Raw genomic sequence first — 21,763 nt, 5'->3', positions numbered from 1 at the left:
ATGATCATCGTTTCGTAAAGAAAGGGTTAGAAATGGTATGAAAAGCAGAAGGAGGGAAAAACGTCTTTACAAATGGACGATCGGCCAATTAATTCTCTTTTTGACCAGCATCAGTTTCGTCAATTTGTATCTTTTAACAACGACAATAAAAGCCGAAGCAGCAGTGAATGTTTTAGATGTGGAGATTTTAAGCAATTTAACGAGTGCCAATACAAGTGGCACCTCAGTAAGCGTTCCATGGCCAGGCAGCGTGACAAATCGACCAGTGACTTTTTCTATTAAAGGCAACGGCGGGTTGAACGCTTCTGTCAATGTCAGTGGGGAAGATAAATTTGCTTTATTAGCGATCCCAGCAGAATTGAGAACTAGCATTAGTGCCAATGGATCCGCATCGATCAAGACGTCGACCACAGTCAATATTGCCAATGTCCCACTTTTGAATGCGATCTTAACAGCGCTTGATTCCTTGACCAGTTCACTAAATCTCAACCTTGGGATTGTTCAAATCGATTTGACAGCGATCAATCAGCAGATTTCTTTACTAAAGACTGTCGGAAATATTGGGAATGTTGAATTTACCAGTCCATTGCAGTTTACGACCCAGAAAGAAGCTTTATATGCCAATATGAGTTCGAACCTTGGTGTCGTCTTAGGAACCAATGTCCCGCAAATTCTACGGAATTTAAGTACCGCGATTCAAAATACCCAGATCCTAGTGATCGGCATCGATATTGGCGGCGTCGTGCGCGCATTGCTGCAAGGGTTGCTCAATACTCTGCTTAGCACCGTGAACTCAGCGTTGAATGATTTGACAACTGTCCAAGAACAGCTGGCGGATGCAGCTGTTTTAGGAGCAACGGATGTTCAAATTCCGACGTTACTTTCAGGTCCGGGTCAGTTGACTGCAAATTGGACTGCTAATTTTTCCGCTTCTGTTTTGAAAGCAAAGCCGACGGACATCAATCTCTTGAACTTTAGTGCGCTAAATATCAGCAGTCGCCAAACCATGATTTATTTCATGGTCGAAGCACTGACGATGGATCGGACGAATCTACCGACTCAGCTGAATTTTGGCCGACATGCCATTCAAACGAAAAAGAGTGAGACGTGGCGGGCAACCGCCAACGGCGATCAAAGCTCAGCTGCTACAACTGGGATTTTACGGATCAATGATACCCGCAATCGGCAGAAAAAATGGCAAGTCAAGGTCAGACAATCCACCAATTGGGTCAATGGTACACGCACATTGCCAGCCGCCGAATTAAGGGTTCAGCTTGGCACTGTCAATTCGACCTTTACGGATGGTCGAGTGGTTTTACCTGATAATGCAACGATTGCCCTGCAGCAAAATGTCGAAAAAAATGTGGTGGCGTTGGAAAATGCGGCATCGACTGGTGGACTGACCGTTAATTTTTCCCAGTTCAATTTATTTGTACCTGAGAAAACACCTAAATTTCAAGGTCAGTATCGCGCCACAGTCGTGTGGACCGTTTCCGATACACCTTGAAAAGGAAGAGCAGAATGAAAAAGAATTCCCTTGTGCTGCTTCTGATTTTGATGATCGGCAGTTTCTGCAGTTTCGTTCCATCAGCAGTAGCCAATACGACGACCGGCAACATTGAGTTTTATGAAGGACCAACGGAAACAGCTAGCAGTGATTCAATTGATGAAGAAATTGAACCACCGCCCAGTCAAGAAACGGTCACTAACGTAGAAGAACCACTGCCGCAGCTTGCTGAAACCAATCACTTTTGGCTGCCCTTAATAGGTGGATTCTTCATTAGTCTGACATTGATCATTTGCATCAAAAAAAGGAGGATGGCAAAATGATTTCAAAGAAATCGGTAATAGGCGCATTGGGGGTATTGACCGCCCTTAGTATTGTGACCACGGTGCAAGCGGACGATACGACCGGTGTCGTAGAATATACCTCTGGTGGCATCGTGTTTGACCCGGATAAAGGCGGGAGTGATCCCAATACGCAGCTACCAACGAATTTAGATTTTGGTGCCCATGAGATCCAAACAGAAAATGCCGAAACGTGGGTGGCTACTACGGATGGGACTGGACTACCTGGCGATGGGTCCACGCTGCAAAGAGGGGCAGTTGCAGTCAGTGATAACCGAGGACAGGCGAACTCTTCTTGGGCAATTAAAGTACGGCAAGCAACCCAATTTACGGCAGGAGACAGTACGTTGGACGGTGCGGTATTAACGGTAGATACGGGTACATTGACCAACAACTTAAGTTCGCCGCCAACCGGAACCAGTGATATTGCCAATGGCGAGCTTGATTTTGCGGCGATCAACAATGAATATGCTTTCTTGACCGCCAATGCTGGTGAAGGGATCGGTGAAACGTCGATGCCTCTAGAACAATTTACCCTTTCGATCCCATCCAATACGGAAAAACAATCGGCAACCTATCAAACGACCCTCGTTTGGACGATCAGCAGTGCTCCGACGACCCCATAGGTTAGTAGTCATTGCTTAACAGTTAGCAGAAAAAAAGCAGCTTGCCTAAGCGGCTGCTTTTTATGCTAGCTGATTTTTCTTTCCTATTTTGTGTAGAAAGGATCTGACAGGATGCATCAGAACAAACTTCGAGGCAAAGGATTTCAGTATTGGGTAGTAAGTATTCTAACGGTCTTATTTTTCATTGGTACTAGTAGTACGGGGGCAGCAGATTCACTTGATACCTTCGATGTTCAAATCAAATTGCCGGAGTCACAGCGGGACAAAGAGTTAATGTACTATGATTTGTTGCTGGAGCCCAAGGCAGAAGAAAAACTAGCAGTCATGGTTTCCAATAAAAGCGAGCAACCAATCAATCTACAGCTATCGTTTAATCGAGCGGTCACGAACATGACTGGCGTCGTTGAGTACTCTGGGGCAAATGAGGAAGCAACGCCTTCTGCTCCGTACGCGATCGAAGAACTCGTTACTTTGAGTGATGAAACACTTTCATTAGCCCCTAATGAACAAAAAGAAATCACCTTGACAGTCCGGATGCCATCTAAATCATTTGATGGGATTTTGGCAGGGGGACTATACGTACAGCAAACCGGCAGTGAAGAATTTCAAGGGAATGTTCAAAACCTATTAGCAAGAGAAGTGGCGGTATTGCTCCGAAATAAAGAGTCAGACATCCCGCCAGCGGTCCGAATTGAAGAAGCCCATTTGGAAGAGATCAACCGCCGCAATGTCATCATCGTAGCGGTGGAAAATGCAGCAGCCGATTATCTCAGTAAAGCCACGCTTGCTTATGAAGTGTTCCATGAAGGAAAAGCAACAGCCATCAAAGGGGAAAAAGAAATCCAATTAGCGCCCAATGCATTAATGAATTACGCACTTCCGCTGGATGGAAAGGAACTGCTATCAGGAGAGTATGAAATAAAAGCGACCCTTAAAGCAGCCGATCAAGAATGGCAGGGAGAGCCGACCTTCCAAGTTGCAAGGCAAGAAGCGCAAGAAAGAAACGAGCAAGATGTCAGTATTGAAGAAACCGCTTCGCCGATCCTTCTCTATCTATCGATTGGTGGTGTTTTATGTTTGATCATCGCTTATCTGATTTGGCATAATCGAAAACTAAAACGAGCATTAAAAAAAACAGATGATAAAACCCCATGAGCACTTGTAAGAAATTCCTTATTAATATAGAAGGAAAAAAAGAAAACAATCAAAATTCACGGGATGCATGTAAATCAAAAGCATAATAAAAGCAGCAAACAGGCCATTTATTGTTCGAAATAAATGGTTTTTTGTCGTGTCCATGAAGATTCGATATGGTAAATTAAGTAGAAAATTTTTTTTGATTGCATCTTGCAGCAGCGAACGATCTCTTTTATTTTGATGGAAAATCTTCAGAGGAAACAGTTGATTACCCTTAACCGGACTGCCCAAAGAGAAGGGTAGCTTTTTTTTGCGAAAAAACGAAGAATAAATAACGATTAATATTTAATTTGAACGAAGGTTTTTTTTTTGAAAATCATTAGAAAGGTTGGGCAGTAGTCGGTAAGTTTTGGAATTGTTAATTAGTTAAACTACTTAAAAAAACATAAGTTTTTATTGTTGTTTGCGCTTTCTGTCTTATAAATGTGTTAAGAAAGCAGTACGACGGGAACTCCTTTACTATAATAGGTTTAGACCAATTATAAAGTCTTTTCTTACTTTGTTTTTAATTTAAACTACCTTTTTTGCATAAACGTTTCGCTAATTCGTTTGAAAGTGCAAGCAGGCATTTTTAATTAAGAATACAATTAGAAATGATGTGAAAAGGAGAATTAAGATGTCTGCAAATTTGAGCAATTTCGCTGTTTATATAGTAGATGACAACTTTTTTAATGGAAATTTGATGAAAAAAATGATCACTGAAAGTCATGTTCCTTATTCTATGGTGGAGATCATTTCACCGGAAGAACTAGATTCTTTTCTTGAAGGGTATCTAACAGATGTGAACGATTTATTTTTATTTTCCATTGAAATGATGGGCTTTGATCGAAGTTTTCAATTAGCAGGGCGATTGAGGGAGCAGTGCAAAAAGTGTCAAATTGCTTTTTATGGTGCCTATGCGTCCAAAATCGAAATCAAGAAACTGAATCTTATCTGTCCTTTAGGAATCATCGATACAGAAGAAAAGGATGTGGCAATGCAGTTAAGAAATTTGTTAACAGAAGCAATTGAAGTGAAACGATCATTGCTGGGAAAAAAACACTTATTAAAAATTGTTAGTAAACGAGAGTTGATGATCGTTGATGCAGAAGCAATCAACTACATAACAACGATCAAAGGTGAGCGAAACCGAATCGTATTCCATCAAAAGAAATCAGTTGAGTGCATTGAAACTTCGTTAAAGGTCATCAAACAGCTAGATTTGCCTGAGTATTATAAAGTATTCAAATCGTACGTTATTAATGCGCGACAAATCAAAATGATTGATCGAACAAACAATGTTCTTTGCTTTTTTAATGGGGAAGAATTAGAAGTTGGAAAAAAAATCCGTAAAGCAATCAGTTAAAACTACATATATTTAATGGAGGAAAAAAATGAAAAAGAGAAATAAACGAATTCGTCATGGCATTGTTGTTACCGCTTTAGGTCTGTCCCAAGTGATCACTCCGGTCATGGCGCTTGCGGAAACCACGGAACAGGAACAGACCATTCGTACTTTAGATAACTCAAATCATCTGCTGGAATCAACCAGCGGCGTTGCCAATGAAACAAACACAAGCGACGCGCAAACAACTGAGACTACTCAAACGGATCGTTCTTCAGAAGAAAGCGGCGAAGCAACCTCCAAGACGGATGCAGCAACAACGAGTCAAAGTGAAACGCCTGCTACAACTTCATCAACGCATACAGCAGATACTACAGATTCGACGCAAACAAGTTCTTCAGAAACTGAATCGAAAGAGGCAAAAGGAGCCGAAAAGAGTTCCCGTGTCAGCACCCGCATCAATGGACAAGAGCTTTTAGAAAAAGGCACATTACTGACGATTGCTGGTGAGGAGTTCAGTCAAACGGAAGAAACGCGGATTTTAAACAATAGTCCGGTGAAACTGAAATTAGACTTTGAAATCAATGACGAAGACTACTTAGCCGGCACCACTGCTGTTTTTGACCTGCCGGAAGGCCTTGGTTTTAGTGATATGCAAGGAACAAATGAAGCAATCAATGCTTCGTGGGCAGTAGATAGCGCCGCCCATCAATTAACGATCACCTTTAACCAATCCATTCATGATGCATCGTTTTCGATCGAGTTGACCAGTTATCTTTATTCAGAAGACAAGCCCCAGCTAACCATTGAGATGGGCGATCAAAACCAGACAAGCTACGCCATTGATTTGTATGAAGAAGTTGACCCGATTCAATATGTGTCAGAAAAAAATGTCTTTGGGATGCAAGGAATGGTTTACTACAATACTGATCGGACATTATCTGGAACGGAAACTCTTTCACTGCATTTGGTTGATACGCCGGGTGCGTCCTTCAAAAAGATTGAGACCCAACCGTTAAAAGTCTTCAGCTATGAAGTGGATATCAAAGGAAAGATCAAGCCAGAAACACAGACAGCATTAGTCGAAGGGAAAGACTATACGATCACCTCAAATAGTCTTTACAATACTGCTGTTGAAATCAAACAGATGGACAAACAAAAGGCTTATGGGGTTTCTTATCAATTCACCATGAGTTTGACCGAGCTGACGGATTATACGCCTTCTTTTTCAAAAGGGTATCCAACGACCGGATTTGGTTCGGTACAGCTAAAACAAACAACTGCCCAAAACAGAGGGTTTTCCTTTACCGCAGCAACCAGTAAAGATGAAAAAGAAGTCGATTCTAGGTATTATATGGGGGTTGCTTCTGCCAGTTTTATGAATGGCCTTTCTAAAGGAAACTACTATGTATCAATTCATCAAATGCCGACGGAGATGAAAGCAGGTCAACAAATCATTCTTTCGAGTCAAAACGGACAGCCGATCACGGCGAAACAGTTAACAGCAAGAGACGCCTTCTATCAAAATGTGACTTTTACGGATTATTTTTCTGTCGAAAATAATGGGGACAAACTGATTGTGACGGCCACAAAAGACAGCAATCTCACTCTTGGTTCCACGAACATAACCGTACCCTTTGATCAGAAAGATATCATCCTCAATGTCTCGACACCGTTAATTGCTAATAAAGAATTCAAAATCGTTGAAGACAACTACGTCGAACCAATCAGTGTTCTTAATCCCAATAACGCTGAAACTGCTTGGGGAAATTATGATCAAAATGGTGCCTATGCCAGTGACACTTCAGTCAATATCGAAGGCAGCACCTCACAACCGATTGAAAATTTACAAATGTTTATTGAACATCCCGAGTATCTTTCTTTAAGAAAGGTACCAAAAGTCGGCTTCTATTATACTTTAGGAACTGATTATACGATTGAAGAAGTAGCAGGCGGAACGATGGTCACCTTTACGTCGCCCATTACCTATTCTGTTCAATTTGATATTGGCTTCAATTATGTGCCAGATAGTTTAGCACCGACAAAATCAATTCCTAACGATACAATTCCAATCACGATTTCCGCGACAGGACTTGACACGGTTCATACCTCCGTCTATACCGGAAGAAAACTGTATTCTGAACGCACGCTCCAAAGCAGTAAGAATCAGTTTTTAGTCAACGCTCGTCAAGATACCATCAGTGATTTGACTGTTGAGACCCATGTTCCGAAAAATACGGATGTTGTGTTTTCGATCATCGATGTTTCCAATGAACAAGTCAGTGGCATTTATCCACAGTACTGGGATCGTGGTTATTATGATAATCAAGCCATGAAAGAAAGCGATCCGAATTATCCAACGATCACCCATGATGAGGCAACCAACTATTATACCTTTGATTTTGGGACGACTAACCATCGCTACATCATTTCCTATCAGTACGCCAATGGTTGGCAGGAAATGAGTACGATTTATGTACCTGGTTTTGCAAAAGAGCCGCTATCAAATAATCAGCAAGGCTCAACTACCGTTTCCGTTTCCAATACAGCGACGGATATTATTGGGATTACTCAAAATACCGTGAATAATACAAAAAACATGACGCAGGTCAAGGTCACAACAAAAAATATCGATGATGGCTCGAAAAAGGTAGCAAATCCAACGATCCTCCTTAAATCATTGGGAAATACCAATGGTGAAATCGATCTAGGATCAATCAATGTTTCGAATGTGCCAGATGACAGCTACGAGGTCAAAGAAGTTGACGGAGACGTACAGCTTGTCTTTTCAAACTATGTTTTAACGAAAAATATCGAAATCAGTTACAACGTACTTTCACAAAACGCCGGCCAAATCTCAGCTTCAGCAACGATCGTTTCTGATACGATCGATACCTTGTCGGAAGCCAAACGGACGGCTACTTCGGCGGTGACTAACCTGCAATTTTCGGCAGGTGATTCAAACGGGATCATTTACAAAACTAATGCGTCACTTGATGTTTATAATACCGAAGAACCAACTCAAAAAATTGCAGGGGTTACATTGATGCTTTGGAATCAGTTGACTGGAGATGTTATTTCTGTCGTAACGGATGAGAAGGGAGAGTATCAATTAGCTGATATTTATACGGGGACCTATACGCTTTATGTTTCCTACGTCCCAGAAGGCTACGTTGTGCCCCAGGAGCTTCAGCTTGGTAAAGAAATCCAAGTGAATCGGACAGGCAACCAGTTCTCAGTAGGCATCACGCCAGAAGAAGATTTATCAACGATCGTCACGAAAGATAGTACAATCTATGTGGGAGATGAATGGCATGCTGAAGACAACTTTGTTTCAGCGACAGACAAGTATGGCAATGCGTTGACCTTCTCGGAAATTACCGTCAACGGTGAGGTCGACACATCTAAAGTCGGCACTTATGAAGTCAAATACATGAATGGCAACGTGAGCGAGACAGCGACAATCACTGTGGTTGCCAACCAAGAAACGGTGGCAGCCAAAGACAGCACGTTATATGTGGGCGATGCATGGACAGCAGCTGATAATTTTCTAGCGGCAACGGATAAAGACGGAAACGCATTGTCACTATCAGAAGTGACCATTATCGGTGAAGTTGACACGGATACACCAGGAGAATACCAAGTGATCTATCGTAACGGCAAAGTCGAAGCAACAGCCACGATCACGGTCTTAGCCGACCAAACTTCGGTTAAAGCCAAAGACAGCACCTTATACATCGGGGACGACTGGCATGCGGTTGATAACTTTGTTTCGGCAACGGACAAAACAGGAGCGAACGTCCCATTTTCAAATGTGACCGTTAGTGGAGCCGTGGATACTTCCAAAGAAGGTCAATATCCAGTAATTTACCAAAATGGCAATCAAAAAGCAGTCGCAACAATTACGGTCGTTACCAACCAAGAAACAGTCGTGGCCAAGGATAGTACACTTTATGTTGGAGATGCATGGGAGCTTGCGGACAACTTTGTTTCAGCAACGGATAAGAAGGGGCAACCGTTAAGCTTGGCAGAAGTCACCACCAGTGGTGAAGTGGATACGAAAGTACCAGGAGAATACCAAGTAACCTATCGCAATGGCAAAGCCGAAGCAACAGCGACGATCACTGTATTGGCAGATCAAACGAGTGTCAAAGCCAAAGACAGTACCTTATATGTTGGGGATGACTGGCATGCGGTTGATAACTTTGTTTCAGCCACAGACAAAACAGGATCGAATGTCCCATTTTCAAATGTGACCGTTAGTGGAGCCGTTGATACTTCCAAAGAAGGTCAATATCCAGTGGTTTATCAAAACGGCAAAGTAAAAGCAACGGCGACGATTACGGTGGTTGCCAACAAAGAAACGGTAGTCGCCAAAGATAGTACGATTTATGAAGGCGATGACTGGCAAGTCGCCGATAACTTTGTGTCGGCAACAGATAAAGACGGCAACGCAGTAAAACTGGCTGATATCACAACGATAGGTACAGTCGACAGCGCCACACCAGGGAAATATGAAGTAATTTATCGCAATGGCAAGGCCGAGGCGAAAGCAACGATCACCGTGTTAGCTGAGCAAACATCAGTTGAAGCCAAAGATAGCACCTTATATATCGGGGATGACTGGCAAGCAATCGACAACTTTGTCTCAGCCACAGACAAAACCGGAGCAAACCTACCATTTTCAGGAGTGATCGTTAGCGGATCAGTTGATACCAGCAAAGAAGGTCAGTATAAAGTTACTTATAGCAATGGTAAAACGGAAGCTATTGCTACGATCACGGTTGTTGCGAACCAAGAAACGGTAGTCGCCAAAGATAGTACGATTTATGAAGGCGATGACTGGCAACCCGCCGACAACTTTGTGTCGGCCAAAGACAAAGACGGCAAAGAACTAGAACTTGCCGATATTACGGTATCAGGCACAGTTGACACCTCTAAAGCAGGCAGATATGAAGTGGTTTACCGCAATGGTAAAGCTGAAACAACTGCCACGATCACCGTATTGGCTGATCAAACGAGTGTCAAAGCCAAAGACAGTACTCTGTACGTCGGTGACGATTGGGAAGCTGCCGACAACTTTGTCTTAGCTACAGACAAAACGGGAGCAACGGTTGAATTATCAGGAGTAATCGTTACTGGTACCGTCGATACCACTCAAGAAGGCACATACGAAGTCACTTATACGAATGGAAAAGTCAGCGACATAGCGACAATCACTGTGGTTGCTCACGAAGAAACGGTCATAGCAAAAGACAGTACGATCTATGAAGGAGAGAAGTGGCAAGCCGTCGATAATTTTGTCTCGGCAACAGATAAAAGCGGACAAGCAGTCGATTATGATCAAGTATTGACTAGCGGTACAGTCAATACTGATGTGCCTGGAAAATACCAAGTAACCTATCGCAACGGCAAAGCCGAAGCCACTGCCACAATTACCGTGTTGGCAGACCAGACCTCTGTGACTGTGAAAGATAGCGTGATTTATGTTGGTGACAACTGGACAGCTGCCGACAATTTTGTCTCCGCTACAGATCGTGATGGTAACACACTTACGTTGGAGCAACTGTTGGTGGGCGGTTCGGTTGATACCAAAAAAACCGGATCCTATCAAGTCACTTATTCAATCATAACCGATGAAGCAGCAACTCCTAACTTTTTCGCACGCTTATTTGGTACTGACTCACAAGAAGCAGTCACCGCCACAGCGACGATCAAAGTCATTGAAAAAGCAGAAGAACCAGAGGAGAATGATAAGCAGCCAGAGAAAGATGATTCTAATAAAGGGCAAGAAAAACCAACGGATGCAGGACAGCCTGGTACACAAAGCAAAGCGACCGCAAAGGACAAACGGGTGTTACCAAAGACCGGTACAGCCATCACTCAAGGTTATTCGATTGTAGGAGTGAGCCTTGTGGCACTAGCGGGGATCGTCTTCTTTCGTAAGAAACACACGAACAAAAGCAGAAAAACGAAATAAGTCTCAATGACTATAGCAGCGGCTATCCTTAATGATAGCCGCTGTTTTTAGTTTGCTTTCTAAAAAAACCTGCAGTATTGCGGTTTTCTTGTCTGATAAGCAGCCGTATAAAGAAGATGTAAAGATGCTAGCAGAAGATTTACACTATTTTTATTTCTTTTTGCGTATGCTTACGTCATGAAGGAGTGAAGAATATGAATCTTGTTTTAGGAATAATCGGAGTGATCGTAATGATCTATCTCTTTTGGTACTTGTTTGAGGGGGGAGAACGATGAGTAGCTATTTTGTGCAAGGCTTTTTATTTTTACTGATTTTACTAGCAGCAGCGGTTCCTTTGGGCTGGTATATCAAAGAAATCATGCAAGGGAAAACACCGCGATTTGTCCGCTTTATTCAACCCATTGAACGGTTGACCTATCGAGTGATTGGTTCGGTCAGCAAAAAAGAAATGACCGCCAAAACCTATCTATTCTCAGTCTTGGCCGTCAGCGTCTTTTCCATCATCGGATTGACCGGATTATTGATGGTCCAGCACTGGTTACCGCAAGGGGCGGCCGTTGAGAATTTGTCCTTTGACTTAGCATTGAACACAGCCGTCAGTTTTGTGACGAACACGAACTGGCAAGCTTACGCTGGGGAAGAAGCACTGACCAATCTTTCCCAAGCATTAGGATTAACGGTGCAAAATTTCTTATCTGTGGCAGTCGGACTAGCAGTACTGTGTGCCTTGATTCGTGGTCTGCAGCAAAAACAAAAACGAACGGTAGGAAATTTTTGGCAAGACATCACCCGTTCCTTGCTTTATATCCTTTTACCACTCTCATTGATTTTAGCGATCTTGCTCCTGTCTCAAGGCGTCGTCCAAACGTTGAGCAGCGGCGTTGAAGTCAATGGATTTGAGGGGGAATCCTTTTGGATGGCGCTCGGACCGGTAGCGAGTCAAATCGCCATCAAGCAATTAGGGACCAACGGCGGTGGGTTCTTTGGCGCCAACGCCGCCCATCCATTTGAAAATCCAACGATGTTCAGTAATTTTTTAGAAAACTTAGCGATCTTGTTGCTGCCAGCTGCTTTGATTTTTGCCTTTGGCTTTTGGATCAAAGAGTGGAAACAAGGACGTACGATCTTGATCACCGCAACCGTCTTTTTGATCCTGGCTTTTATTGGCGTAGTGATCAGTGAAGCTTATGGACCGCAATTCAGTCAAGTGCTTGGAACGGCCAATCTAGAAGGCAAAGAAGTTCGTTTCGGTATCGGTTGGTCGAGCCTCTGGGCAGTGAGTACCACCGCCGCTTCCAGTGGATCAGTCAATGCCATGCTGGATAGTTTCACACCACTCGGGGGTGCAATCCCGATGTTCTTGATGCAGCTGGGGGAAATCATTTTTGGCGGTGTTGGTAGCGGACTTTATGGCATGATCGCTTTTCTATTATTGACGGTCTTTATCGCTGGTTTACTCGTGGGACGAACACCAGAATATATCGGCAAAAAAATCGAAGCCTTTGACATTAAAATGACGAGTATCGTTATTTTGACGCCATTGCTATTGACGCTTTTCGGGGCTATGTTGATGACCTTGCATCCTGACATCATGAGCTGGCTAACCAACCAAGGCGCCCATGGCTTTAGCGAACTGTTGTACGCAGCAACTTCGTTCAGCAACAACAACGGGAGTGCCTTTGGCGGCTTGACCGCAGATACTGTTTTCCTAAATAGTTTGGGTAGTATCTTGATGTTCGTTTCACGTTTCGTTCCCATCGCAGCCATTTTATATCTGGCAGAAAACATGGGGGCCAAAAAGAAAACCGTTCGTAATGAAGGAACCTTGTCAACCACGAGTCCAGTCTTTGTCACGATGCTGATCATTGTGATCATCGTGATCGGTGCACTGAGCTTTTTACCAGCGATGGCTTTAGGTCCAATCGCAGACTTCTTTACAACGAAATAGGAGAGAGAAAAAATGAAAAAAATCTATCAATGGGCGATCGGCGAATCCTTTAAGAAATTGGATCCTCGCCAACAAATCAAAAACCCCGTAATGTTTGTGGTTTACTTAGGGGCGATCTTGACAACGATTTTATGTTTTCAAGAACAAACGGTCCCGTTGTGGTTTAGCATCAGTGTGACCGTCTTCTTATGGTTGACCTTGTTGTTTGCCAATTTTGCCGAAGCAGTGGCAGAAGGGCGCGGCAAAGCACAAGCGGATAGTTTGAAGCAAGCAAAAAAAGAAATCATGACCTACAAAGTCATGTCCTTGGAAGATGTAGCGAAAGAGGCTTTTATCGAAGTCCGTTCCTCCGATTTGAAAAAAGGCGACTTGGTGTATGTTCCATCTGGCGAACAAATTCCTGCCGATGGGGATGTCGTGGAAGGTGCTGCTTCGGTGGACGAAAGTGCCATCACAGGAGAATCAGCACCTGTCATTCGTGAATCTGGCGGCGACCGCAGTGCAGTCACGGGAGGAACGTTAGTCGTTTCCGATTACTTGGTCATCAAAGTGACCGCTGAAAATGGCCACTCGTTTTTGGATAAGATGATTGCGATGGTGGAAGGGACACAGCGGAAAAAAACACCCAATGAGATTGGCTTGCAGCTGTTCTTAGTGACACTGACCATCATCTTCTTAGCTGTTTCCATCACATTGATTCCTTTTACCGATTTTAGCAGTCAGTTATCTGGTCGGGGAACGGCGATTTCCAGTGTGATCGTGATCGCTTTATTGATTTGTCTTGCACCGACCACGATCGGCGCCTTGATTTCCTCGATTGGGATTGCTGGAATGAGTCGTTTGACCAAAGAAAACGTCATCGCCATGAGTGGCCGCGCGATTGAAGCAGCAGGAGATGTAGATGTTTTGCTGCTGGATAAAACAGGGACCATTACTCTGGGAAACCGCCGTGCCAGTGAGTTCTTGCCGGTACCGGGGGTCACCGCCAAAGAGTTGGCAGATGCAGCGCAGTTGGCATCTTTTGCCGATGAAACGGCGGAAGGCCGCAGTATCGTGATTTTAGCCAAAGAAGCCTTCAATATTCGTGAACGGGAATTTCAGCAAGCTGATGTCCATTGGATCGATTTTAGTGCCAAAACACGGATGTCTGGGATCGACTATCGTGGTGATGAGATCCGTAAAGGAGCTGCTGATACGATCAAGCAATACGTGACGGCAAAAGGGCAGATCTATCCCACTGCATGTGACGAGATCGTGGAAAAAGTCGCTAAAGCTGGTGGAACCCCATTGGTCGTAGTGAAAAATGGCCAGGTACTCGGGGTCGTTTATTTAAAAGACATCGTGAAAAACGGCGTCAAAGAAAAATTTGCCGACATGCGAAAGATGGGCATCAAGACGATCATGATCACTGGAGACAACCCTTTGACGGCAGCTGCTATTGCTGCCGAAGCGGGCGTCGATGATTTCTTAGCCGAAGCAACACCAGAAAACAAAATGAACCTGATTCGCGAATATCAGGAAAAAGGGCATTTGGTGGCGATGACGGGGGATGGAACCAACGATGCACCCGCACTCGCCCAAGCCGATGTGGCAATGGCGATGAATACCGGTACGCAAGCAGCCAAAGAAGCAGGGAATATGATCGACCTTGATTCCAGCCCAACCAAATTACTGCAAGTGGTGCAGATCGGTAAACAGCTGCTGATGACCCGTGGGGCATTGACGACCTTTAGTATCGCGAATGATATCGCCAAATATTTCGCAGTGATCCCTGTCCTGTTTTATGCGATTTATCCAGAACTTGCAGCGCTGAATATCATGAATCTTGGTAGTCCCTTAACGGCGATTTTGTCCGCAGTCATTTACAATGCAGTCGTGATCATCGCCTTGATCCCTCTGGCGTTAAAAGGGGTCAAATACCAAGAAAAACCAGCCAGCCAAATGCTGCGGCACAATCTTGTCGTCTACGGCCTAGGCGGCATCATCGCACCATTCATTTGTATTAAGCTAGTAGATTTGCTTTTGTCAGCTGTTCTACTATAAGAGAAAAGAGAAGTCCATCAGAGTCAAAGAGTCATTTAGGAGGAAAACATGATGAAGAATACCCTCTTTGCCAGTATCAAATTTTTACTAGTTAGTACCGTGCTATTTGGCGGTCTCTATACATTATTGGTCACCGGTGTCGGACAAGTCTTTTTTGCCCATCAAGCCAACGGCAGTCAGATCGTGGAAGACGGAGCGGTTAAAGGGTCTGAGCTGCTTGCACAACCCTTTGACCAAGCGGGTTACTTCCAAGGACGTGATCAAACCGTTTCACAATTGTCGCCCTATGATCCGACCCAAAAAAAGACTGTAGCTGAGCGGACAGCGGCGTTACTGGCAGAAAACCCAACCCAAACCAGTGTGCCGATCGATCTCGTGACCGCTTCGGGTAGTGGCGTTGATCCTGATATCAGTGTCGAAGCGGCACTTTTTCAACTGCCGCGGATCGCTGACACAAGAGGCATCGATGAACAAACAATTCATGATATAATAAACAGAAATAAAGTAGCTGATCTGTTCTCCACGAGAGAATATGTCAATATCATGACCTTGAATCAGCAGCTCGATCAATTACCCGAAGAATAGGGGGAAGCATCTATGAGTGAAAACAACCAGCAGACGATCCCAGAAGAGATGCTGCTGCAAGCCGGATTTGGCCCCAAACGTGGCAAGCTGCGGGTATTTTTCGGTTTTGCTGCCGGTGTCGGAAAAACCTATACGATGTTAACCGAAGCCCATGAGTGTTTGCTCATGGGCAAAAATGTGGTGATCGGCTATATCGAACCCCACAAACGTCCCGATACCAATCGATTGCTTGAAGGGTTACCACAAGTACCATTAAAGCAATACCAGCACAAGCAATTGACCCTATATGAGCCGGATATCGATCGACTGATCCAACTAAAACCAGATATCGTCTTGATCGATGAGTTAGCACATACCAATCCCATTGGTGCGCGAAACAAAAAACGTTACCAAGATGTTGATGAACTTTTGCATGCAGGAATCACCGTCTACACGACCATCAATGTCCAGCATATCGAAAGTCTGAATGACATCGTGGAAAAGGTCACGGAAGTGGAAGTCAGAGAAACTGTACCCGACACCTTTTTCCAGCACGCCAGCTTACGAGTGGTGGACGTTGAACCAGACGAACTGATTGATCGGTTGGAACAAGGCAAAATCTATGCCGATGAAAATGCCAAGCGGGCACTAAAAAACTTTTTTACGCCAGAAAAACTTGATCATTTACGTGGATTAGCGATCCAAAAAGCTTCCAATCATATCAATCAAATGAACGGCGGTCGAAAACGAGTCCAAAGCAAGCTTTTGACGATTATTGATGATCGCTTGCCGAAAATGGCAGAGAAATGCATTCGTTGGACCGCCCGCTTAGCCCAAGGAGTGGGGGCGGAATGGACGGTGATTCAAGTTCGATCGTTAGATGATACACCTACCGAGGTGCCATTGGCAGAGCGTTTGGGAGCAGAAGTCATCAACATCGAAGCGGATGACAGTTTTGAGACCATCGTAGAGTATGCCAAAATGACGGGTGCCAGTGACATTATCATGGGGAAACAGGTTTCTCAGAAGTGGTTCCAAAAATTGTTTGTCGAGGATTTGGAAGACCGCTTGATTCGGCGCCTTGATGATATTGAGATCCATTTGATTCCTTTTAAAGAAAAAATGCAGCGACCACGGCTGACGTTTTCGCAATTATTTGAAGGCGGCGGTCGAGATTTCAGCTTGACCTTTGGGCTGATCATGCTCGCTACCATAGTGACAGAAGGCATGCAGTACTTACATTTCGGCGATCAGAATTTGATGCTGGTTTATATCTTTTTTGTTCTCTTAGTGGCACGTTACACGAGTGGCTATCTATGGAGTGCCATGGCATCAATCATTAGTGTCCTTTCTTACAACTGGTTCTTTGTCGAACCTTTGTATTCCTTGACGGTCTATAAAGCAGGCTATCCAATCACATTAGTGATCATGCTGATCGTTGCCTTAATGATCAGTAATTTGATGGTTCGATTGAAGACCCAGGCAGAAAATGCCAAGGAAAAAGAGCATCAAATGGAGATATTGTATGAGTTGAACAAACAATACATGGAAACGCGGAATGAGCAAGACATTTATGAAAGTACGACCACCTATTTGGCACGCTTACTCCAGCGAGAAGTGGCGTTATATGACAGAGAAGGTCACTTGAGAAGTCTGCATTCTTCAAGAGAAACATTGTCTCAACTAACTGGCAAGGATGAGAAAGCCGTCGCTTTTTGGGTCGTGAAAAATCAAAAAGAAGCCGGTCGCGGCACAGATACTCTGATTGGTGCCAATGGATTTTACTTGCCGATCGTTTTAAACGGCAAACCACTAGGTGCCCTTGGGGTAGAACGCAACGAGGAGCATCAGTTGGCCAATAGTCAATTGAATTACTTGCGCCTTGTGATCACCCAAATTGCTACCGTGTTGGAGCAAGTCTCTCTGGCGAGTGAGAAAGAACAGATCCAATTAGAAAACGAACGGGAAAAAGTCCGCAGCAATCTACTGCGTGCGGTTTCTCATGACTTGCGGACGCCACTGACGACGATTTCTGGCATTGCCGAAACATTGAGCGAAACCGAAGGCGCGATCAAAAAGGAAACGAAACAAAAGCTGCTAGGAGATATCCAAAGTGAATCCCAGTGGTTGATCCGCATGGTCGAAAACTTACTGTCGGTGACCCGCATCAATTTGACTAACATGGCGGTCAAGCGCAGTGAAGAACCAATCGAAGAAATTATCGAAGCGGTTTTAACGCACCTAAAAAAAGTCTATCCGCAACAAAAAATCATCGTGAAGATGCCCGATCAGCTGATTTTTGTCCAAGTCGATCCCATCTTGATCGAACAAGCCTTGTTTAATTTGATTGAAAATGGCGTACGCCATGGAACCGCCAATACACCGATTTTCTTGCGAGTTTTTCAGGAGCAAGAAGTGGTCATTGAAATCGAGAACCAAGGGGAGATCCCCCTAGGGCAATACCAAAAAATCCAAGCGAATTTGACCAATGACACCGAAGTGCCGGTGGATTCCAAAAATGGACTAGGCATCGGACTGAGTATCGTTAAAACCATCATCCATGCCCATGAAGGCAAATTAGCAATCGAAACGAAAGCCGGCAGTACCATCTTTCGTATTTATTTAAAGCAGTAAGGAGGAAGAACATGCAGCGACATTTTTTATTGATTGAAGATGATTCGAATATCGTTGATTTTATGGAGGTCGTCTTGCAAAGAGAACACTACAACTTTACGTCAGTTGGTACGGGCATGGAGGCATTGATGCTCTTGCAGGAAGAAACTATTGACTTCATCTTGCTGGATCTGGGCTTACCGGACATTGATGGCATGGAGCTGTTAAAAATCATTCGTAAGCGCATGAACACACCGATCATCGTGATCTCTGCCCGCAAAGATGAACAAGACAAAGTGCAAGCGTTAGACCTCGGTGCCGATGATTATGTAACAAAGCCCTTCAGTACCAATGAATTATTTGCCCGTATCCGCACGGCATTGCGGCACAAGGAGTCAGCTGCCTTTAGCAGCAGCCCGATTCTCGTAAACAAGGAGTTAACGATCGATTTTGAGAAGAAAATCCTGTACAAGAATCAAAATGAGATCCATTTGACCAAAAACGAATACCGTATCATGGCAGTAATGTTCAAGAATTTAGGCAAAGTCGTCACTTACGATACGCTGACCAGTGAAGTCTGGGGACCTTTTGCAGCGGATGCACAAACCTTACGAGTCAATATCTCAAACATTCGCAAAAAAATCGAAACCAATACGCTGCAGCCAGAATATTTGATCACTGAAATCGGCGTCGGGTATCGCTTGCGGGAGTATCCAGCAGAATCTTCTGTATAAGTTCGATTCAATCCTAAACAGCCTCCTCCTAAAATTTAGGAGGAGGCTGTTTACTTTCATTGCATCAATGACCATAGTATCCACTGCTTTATACCATTTGACAGTGCCAATCCAAGGGAAGATGGGACTGCACGAAGGGAAAAATAATCAATCATGTTGCTCATTCAAATTTTGTATATTTGTCCTATATGTATTGCTGGGAAATATGTTGTTTGATCAGTTATACTTTTTTTATTAAACAGTTTCCAAAGGGTTCGTTAACTAACAGGTAGAAAAAAATAGGAAAAAGAGCAGCATCAACGATGCCACTCCATGGTGTTTTCGATTTCATTGGTATCAGAATCCAGTTGTTCAGAAACGATGGTAAAGCCGTTTTTGAGATAAAACGCAATAGCAGCTGTATTTTTTTGGTAGACATTCAGAGTCAGCTTCTCGTGTTCTGCTTGTGCTTTTTGTAAAAGCTGCTTGCCAATGCCGTGGGCACGATAGTCTTTCAAAACGAAAATACCAGCGATATAATCACCCAACATCCCGATGAAGCCGACGGGCTGATCATCCACCGAATAGGTGTAAATAAGGGCATCAGAGAAGGCTTTTTTCACAAAATCATAGTTATCTTGCCAATGGGCAGCCGAAATAAAGTCATGGGCATCCAAATTACTTTGCAGCCAAATCTGGGCGATGGTTTCTAATTCAGAATCAGTAAATTGGGTCACTTGTTGTATCATGAGAACCTCCGTTTTTATTCAGTATAGCATAGGTCCAGTACTGATTGCTGCAAATAGCGGCACTTTTGTAGGCAATCGGTCAGGAGACGAACCGCTTGATAAGTAACGAAGGTTAAATGACGAAGAAAAGCAATCTTTTTCGTTGAAATATTCTAACAATTTTGTTTCAGCTAGATGTCAATTTCTTGCAGCCAGATGTTATTTGTGTGAAAACAACCCCAAGAATGAAATCTTTCGGTATGCTAGAGAAAGCGATAAGACACATCTAGTTAAGGAGAAAAAATGAAAAAGACACTTTTGGTTGCAAGTTCACTTGTTTTGCTGACGCTGCCTGTCGTGACGGTATCCGCAGACAGCTTTGATCAGAAGATCCAGCAGCAAAATGAAAAAATCAATGACATAAAAAATGAATCTACCTCATTAGAATCACTGAAACGCTCCACAGAGGCAGAGATTCAATCGATTGAAGGAGAAATCCAAGCAATCCTACAAAAGAAAACGACGACGGAAGAAGAAGTCAATGCCTTGGCACAAGAGATCCAAGTCCTTGAAGAAAAAATCATCAAGCGCACAGAGGTACTGGCGAATCAAGCGCGTGACATTCAAACGTCGGAACCTTCCAATCGGTTGTTCCAAAAAATCGTTGATGCTGAATCCATCGGAGAAGCCATTCAACGGGCGATCGCTTCAGTAACGATCATGAATGCCAGCAATAGCATCGTCGAACAACAGCAAGAAGATATCGCAACGAGCCAGCAATTGGAAAAAGAGTTGCAGGAACAATTGGTTGTGATCGAAGAGCAGTCAAACGCATTGCAAGGAAAACAAGCGGAATTAGCTGATGTCAAATTGAATCAAGAAGTTGAACTAGCGGACCTTGCCTTGGCATTGAACACCGAAGAAGAGAAAAAAGACCGATTGGAAGCGGACCAAGCAGAAGCAAAACGGCAACGAGAAGCAGCGTTGAAGCAACTGGCTGAGCAAGAAGCACAAGAAGCAAAAGCGCGCAAAGAAGCAGAAGAAGCAGCAAAACGCCAGCAAGCAGCAGAAGCCGAGTCAGCTAAAACTGCTGAAAATCCTGCCGTTCAACAAGCAGCAGTGGCAGCAGCACAGCCGAAGACGGAAGCCGCAGTGTCGTCAGAAACATCGGTGTCGTCAGAAAAACCTGCAGCTACTCCTGCACCTGTGCAGCAAGCAACTGAGCCAAAAGAACAAGCAAGCACAGGTGGATGGCAAATGCCAGTCGATTCGGTTCATATTTCGAGTCGTTTTGGGTATCGAACAGATCCAACAGGGGCATCAGGAAATCAACATAATGGCATCGACTTTACCGGGGGGACAGGAACACCGATCTATGCGATTCAAGCAGGCGAAGTTGTCGAAGCGGGCTATGGTCCGTCAACTGGTAACTATGTGATCATCAAACATGCCAATGGCATTTACAGCTACTACATGCACTTTAGTACACTGCCAGCTGTCTCGGTCGGACAAAGCGTCTCAGCTAGACAATATGTAGGCGGTATGGGAACGACTGGAAATTCAACTGGCGTCCATCTACATTTAGGGATGTCAACAAGCTTATGGTCAGGATTCTTTGATCCGGCACCAGAATTGGGCTTATAATAGTCAGAAAATCCGCAGAAGCGAACAGGCTTCTGCGGATTTTTTGGTTGCTATTCTTTTACGAAGTCTCAATTGGCTCAGCGCCAAAAGCGGGTCATCTCCGCTTTGTCTTTCAGGTTGAAAGCGATCATGTCTTCAATCAATGCTTGATCGATCGGCTCAGTCCACTTGATGCGAAAAATGTTATCCGTATGGCTGTAGCCAGCTTTTTCAATGGCATCGATAAACTGTTCAAGACACTTGGTTTCTGGAGAGACAGAAAAGTGCGGTTTTGAAACGCTGAAACCGATAATAAAGGTTTCATGTGCGGTGAACATCGGCTGATTCCATTTAATGACTGGAACGAGGTCAGGAAATTTCTTGGTAATAGCGGCAAATAAGGCACGCAGTTTTTCTTGTTTTACTGGATCTTCAATGCTGGTTAAGTAAGTTTCTAATACATCCATTGGGAGATCTCCTTTCGTTTTAAGGAACGAGTACAGGCAATGTCGATTAATAAAAATAACGCATGTTTGAAATCAACTATTTTGTTACT

14 protein-coding genes are annotated in these 21,763 nt (G+C 43.9%); 12 read left to right on the top strand and 2 right to left on the bottom strand.

Annotated features, from left to right (window positions below; all coding sequences use genetic code 11):
* Positions 1 to 37: 37 nt before the first annotated feature.
* From ACIPK1_RS13435 to ACIPK1_RS13385, 11 genes are all read left to right on the top strand, one after another.
* Complete coding sequence (locus tag ACIPK1_RS13435; RefSeq protein WP_400451121.1) at positions 38 to 1,507, top strand: adhesive domain-containing protein; 1,470 nt, start codon at positions 38 to 40, stop codon at positions 1,505 to 1,507.
* Between the two features lie 14 nt (positions 1,508 to 1,521).
* The gene (locus ACIPK1_RS13430; RefSeq protein ID WP_016620539.1) at positions 1,522 to 1,830 is read left to right on the top strand and encodes a hypothetical protein; all 309 of its coding nucleotides are present in this window, start codon (positions 1,522 to 1,524) and stop codon (positions 1,828 to 1,830) included.
* Complete coding sequence (locus ACIPK1_RS13425) at positions 1,827 to 2,474, top strand: WxL domain-containing protein (RefSeq protein ID WP_400451120.1); 648 nt, start codon at positions 1,827 to 1,829, stop codon at positions 2,472 to 2,474. Before ACIPK1_RS13430 ends, ACIPK1_RS13425 begins: the two co-directional genes overlap by 4 nt.
* Positions 2,475 to 2,585: 111 nt before the next feature.
* Positions 2,586 to 3,629 carry a DUF916 and DUF3324 domain-containing protein gene (locus tag ACIPK1_RS13420; protein WP_005235023.1) on the top strand — a complete coding sequence of 348 codons (1,044 nt, stop codon included), beginning with the start codon at positions 2,586 to 2,588 and terminating at the stop codon, positions 3,627 to 3,629.
* Positions 3,630 to 4,287: 658 nt separating this feature from the next.
* Positions 4,288 to 5,016, top strand: coding sequence for a LytTR family transcriptional regulator DNA-binding domain-containing protein (locus tag ACIPK1_RS13415; protein ID WP_400451119.1), 729 nt, complete (start codon positions 4,288 to 4,290; stop codon positions 5,014 to 5,016).
* A gap of 28 nt (positions 5,017 to 5,044) precedes the next feature.
* Complete coding sequence (locus ACIPK1_RS13410; protein WP_400451118.1) at positions 5,045 to 10,975, top strand: bacterial Ig-like domain-containing protein; 5,931 nt, start codon at positions 5,045 to 5,047, stop codon at positions 10,973 to 10,975.
* Between the two features lie 271 nt (positions 10,976 to 11,246).
* Positions 11,247 to 12,923 (top strand): potassium-transporting ATPase subunit KdpA, encoded by a 1,677-nt coding sequence (gene kdpA / locus ACIPK1_RS13405; RefSeq protein WP_400451117.1) that lies wholly within the window; start codon positions 11,247 to 11,249, stop codon positions 12,921 to 12,923.
* A gap of 12 nt (positions 12,924 to 12,935) precedes the next feature.
* Positions 12,936 to 14,966, top strand: a complete 2,031-nt coding sequence (gene kdpB, locus ACIPK1_RS13400) for a potassium-transporting ATPase subunit KdpB (protein ID WP_005235034.1) — start codon at positions 12,936 to 12,938, stop codon at positions 14,964 to 14,966.
* Positions 14,967 to 15,014: 48 nt separating this feature from the next.
* A complete protein-coding gene (locus tag ACIPK1_RS13395) occupies positions 15,015 to 15,551 on the top strand; it encodes a potassium-transporting ATPase subunit C (protein WP_005235035.1) in 537 nt (178 codons plus the stop codon).
* Positions 15,552 to 15,563: 12 nt separating this feature from the next.
* Complete coding sequence (locus ACIPK1_RS13390) at positions 15,564 to 18,164, top strand: DUF4118 domain-containing protein (protein WP_400451116.1); 2,601 nt, start codon at positions 15,564 to 15,566, stop codon at positions 18,162 to 18,164.
* Positions 18,165 to 18,175: 11 nt separating this feature from the next.
* Positions 18,176 to 18,877 carry a response regulator transcription factor gene (locus tag ACIPK1_RS13385; protein ID WP_016613477.1) on the top strand — a complete coding sequence of 234 codons (702 nt, stop codon included), beginning with the start codon at positions 18,176 to 18,178 and terminating at the stop codon, positions 18,875 to 18,877.
* A gap of 296 nt (positions 18,878 to 19,173) precedes the next feature.
* Here the strand turns inward: ACIPK1_RS13385 and ACIPK1_RS13380 are convergent, their stop codons facing one another.
* On the bottom strand, positions 19,174 to 19,605 hold the full coding sequence (locus tag ACIPK1_RS13380) for a GNAT family N-acetyltransferase (protein ID WP_016613476.1): 432 nt from the start codon (positions 19,603 to 19,605) through the stop codon (positions 19,174 to 19,176).
* Positions 19,606 to 19,887: 282 nt separating this feature from the next.
* On the opposite strand from ACIPK1_RS13380, the gene ACIPK1_RS13375 reads away from it, so the two are divergent.
* Complete coding sequence (locus ACIPK1_RS13375) at positions 19,888 to 21,228, top strand: peptidoglycan DD-metalloendopeptidase family protein (RefSeq protein WP_400451115.1); 1,341 nt, start codon at positions 19,888 to 19,890, stop codon at positions 21,226 to 21,228.
* Between the two features lie 77 nt (positions 21,229 to 21,305).
* On the opposite strand, the gene ACIPK1_RS13370 is transcribed toward ACIPK1_RS13375, so the two are convergent.
* On the bottom strand, positions 21,306 to 21,674 hold the full coding sequence (locus ACIPK1_RS13370) for an iron chaperone (RefSeq protein ID WP_005235074.1): 369 nt from the start codon (positions 21,672 to 21,674) through the stop codon (positions 21,306 to 21,308).
* Between the last annotated feature and the right edge of the window lie 89 nt (positions 21,675 to 21,763).

The organism is Enterococcus sp. NPDC086594, assembly GCF_044746145.1.
Classification (GTDB): Bacteria; Bacillota; Bacilli; order Lactobacillales; family Enterococcaceae; genus Enterococcus_D; species Enterococcus_D entomosocium.
This window is presented reverse-complemented; position numbering and strand designations above follow the sequence as displayed.

Excerpts from the sequence above, each read along its gene's own strand:
- kdpA (WP_400451117.1), top strand. The coding sequence starts at position 11,247 with ATGAGTAGCTATTTTGTGCAAGGCTTTTTATTTTTACTGATTTTACTA.
- ACIPK1_RS13425 (WP_400451120.1), top strand. The coding sequence starts at position 1,827 with ATGATTTCAAAGAAATCGGTAATAGGCGCATTGGGGGTATTGACCGCC.
- ACIPK1_RS13395 (WP_005235035.1), top strand. The coding sequence starts at position 15,015 with ATGATGAAGAATACCCTCTTTGCCAGTATCAAATTTTTACTAGTTAGT.
- kdpB (WP_005235034.1), top strand. The coding sequence starts at position 12,936 with ATGAAAAAAATCTATCAATGGGCGATCGGCGAATCCTTTAAGAAATTG.
- ACIPK1_RS13410 (WP_400451118.1), top strand. The coding sequence starts at position 5,045 with ATGAAAAAGAGAAATAAACGAATTCGTCATGGCATTGTTGTTACCGCT.
- ACIPK1_RS13415 (WP_400451119.1), top strand. The coding sequence starts at position 4,288 with ATGTCTGCAAATTTGAGCAATTTCGCTGTTTATATAGTAGATGACAAC.
- ACIPK1_RS13420 (WP_005235023.1), top strand. The coding sequence starts at position 2,586 with ATGCATCAGAACAAACTTCGAGGCAAAGGATTTCAGTATTGGGTAGTA.
- ACIPK1_RS13380 (WP_016613476.1), bottom strand. The coding sequence starts at position 19,605 with ATGATACAACAAGTGACCCAATTTACTGATTCTGAATTAGAAACCATC.
- ACIPK1_RS13385 (WP_016613477.1), top strand. The coding sequence starts at position 18,176 with ATGCAGCGACATTTTTTATTGATTGAAGATGATTCGAATATCGTTGAT.
- ACIPK1_RS13370 (WP_005235074.1), bottom strand. The coding sequence starts at position 21,674 with ATGGATGTATTAGAAACTTACTTAACCAGCATTGAAGATCCAGTAAAA.
- ACIPK1_RS13430 (WP_016620539.1), top strand. The coding sequence starts at position 1,522 with ATGAAAAAGAATTCCCTTGTGCTGCTTCTGATTTTGATGATCGGCAGT.
- ACIPK1_RS13435 (WP_400451121.1), top strand. The coding sequence starts at position 38 with ATGAAAAGCAGAAGGAGGGAAAAACGTCTTTACAAATGGACGATCGGC.
- ACIPK1_RS13390 (WP_400451116.1), top strand. The coding sequence starts at position 15,564 with ATGAGTGAAAACAACCAGCAGACGATCCCAGAAGAGATGCTGCTGCAA.
- ACIPK1_RS13375 (WP_400451115.1), top strand. The coding sequence starts at position 19,888 with ATGAAAAAGACACTTTTGGTTGCAAGTTCACTTGTTTTGCTGACGCTG.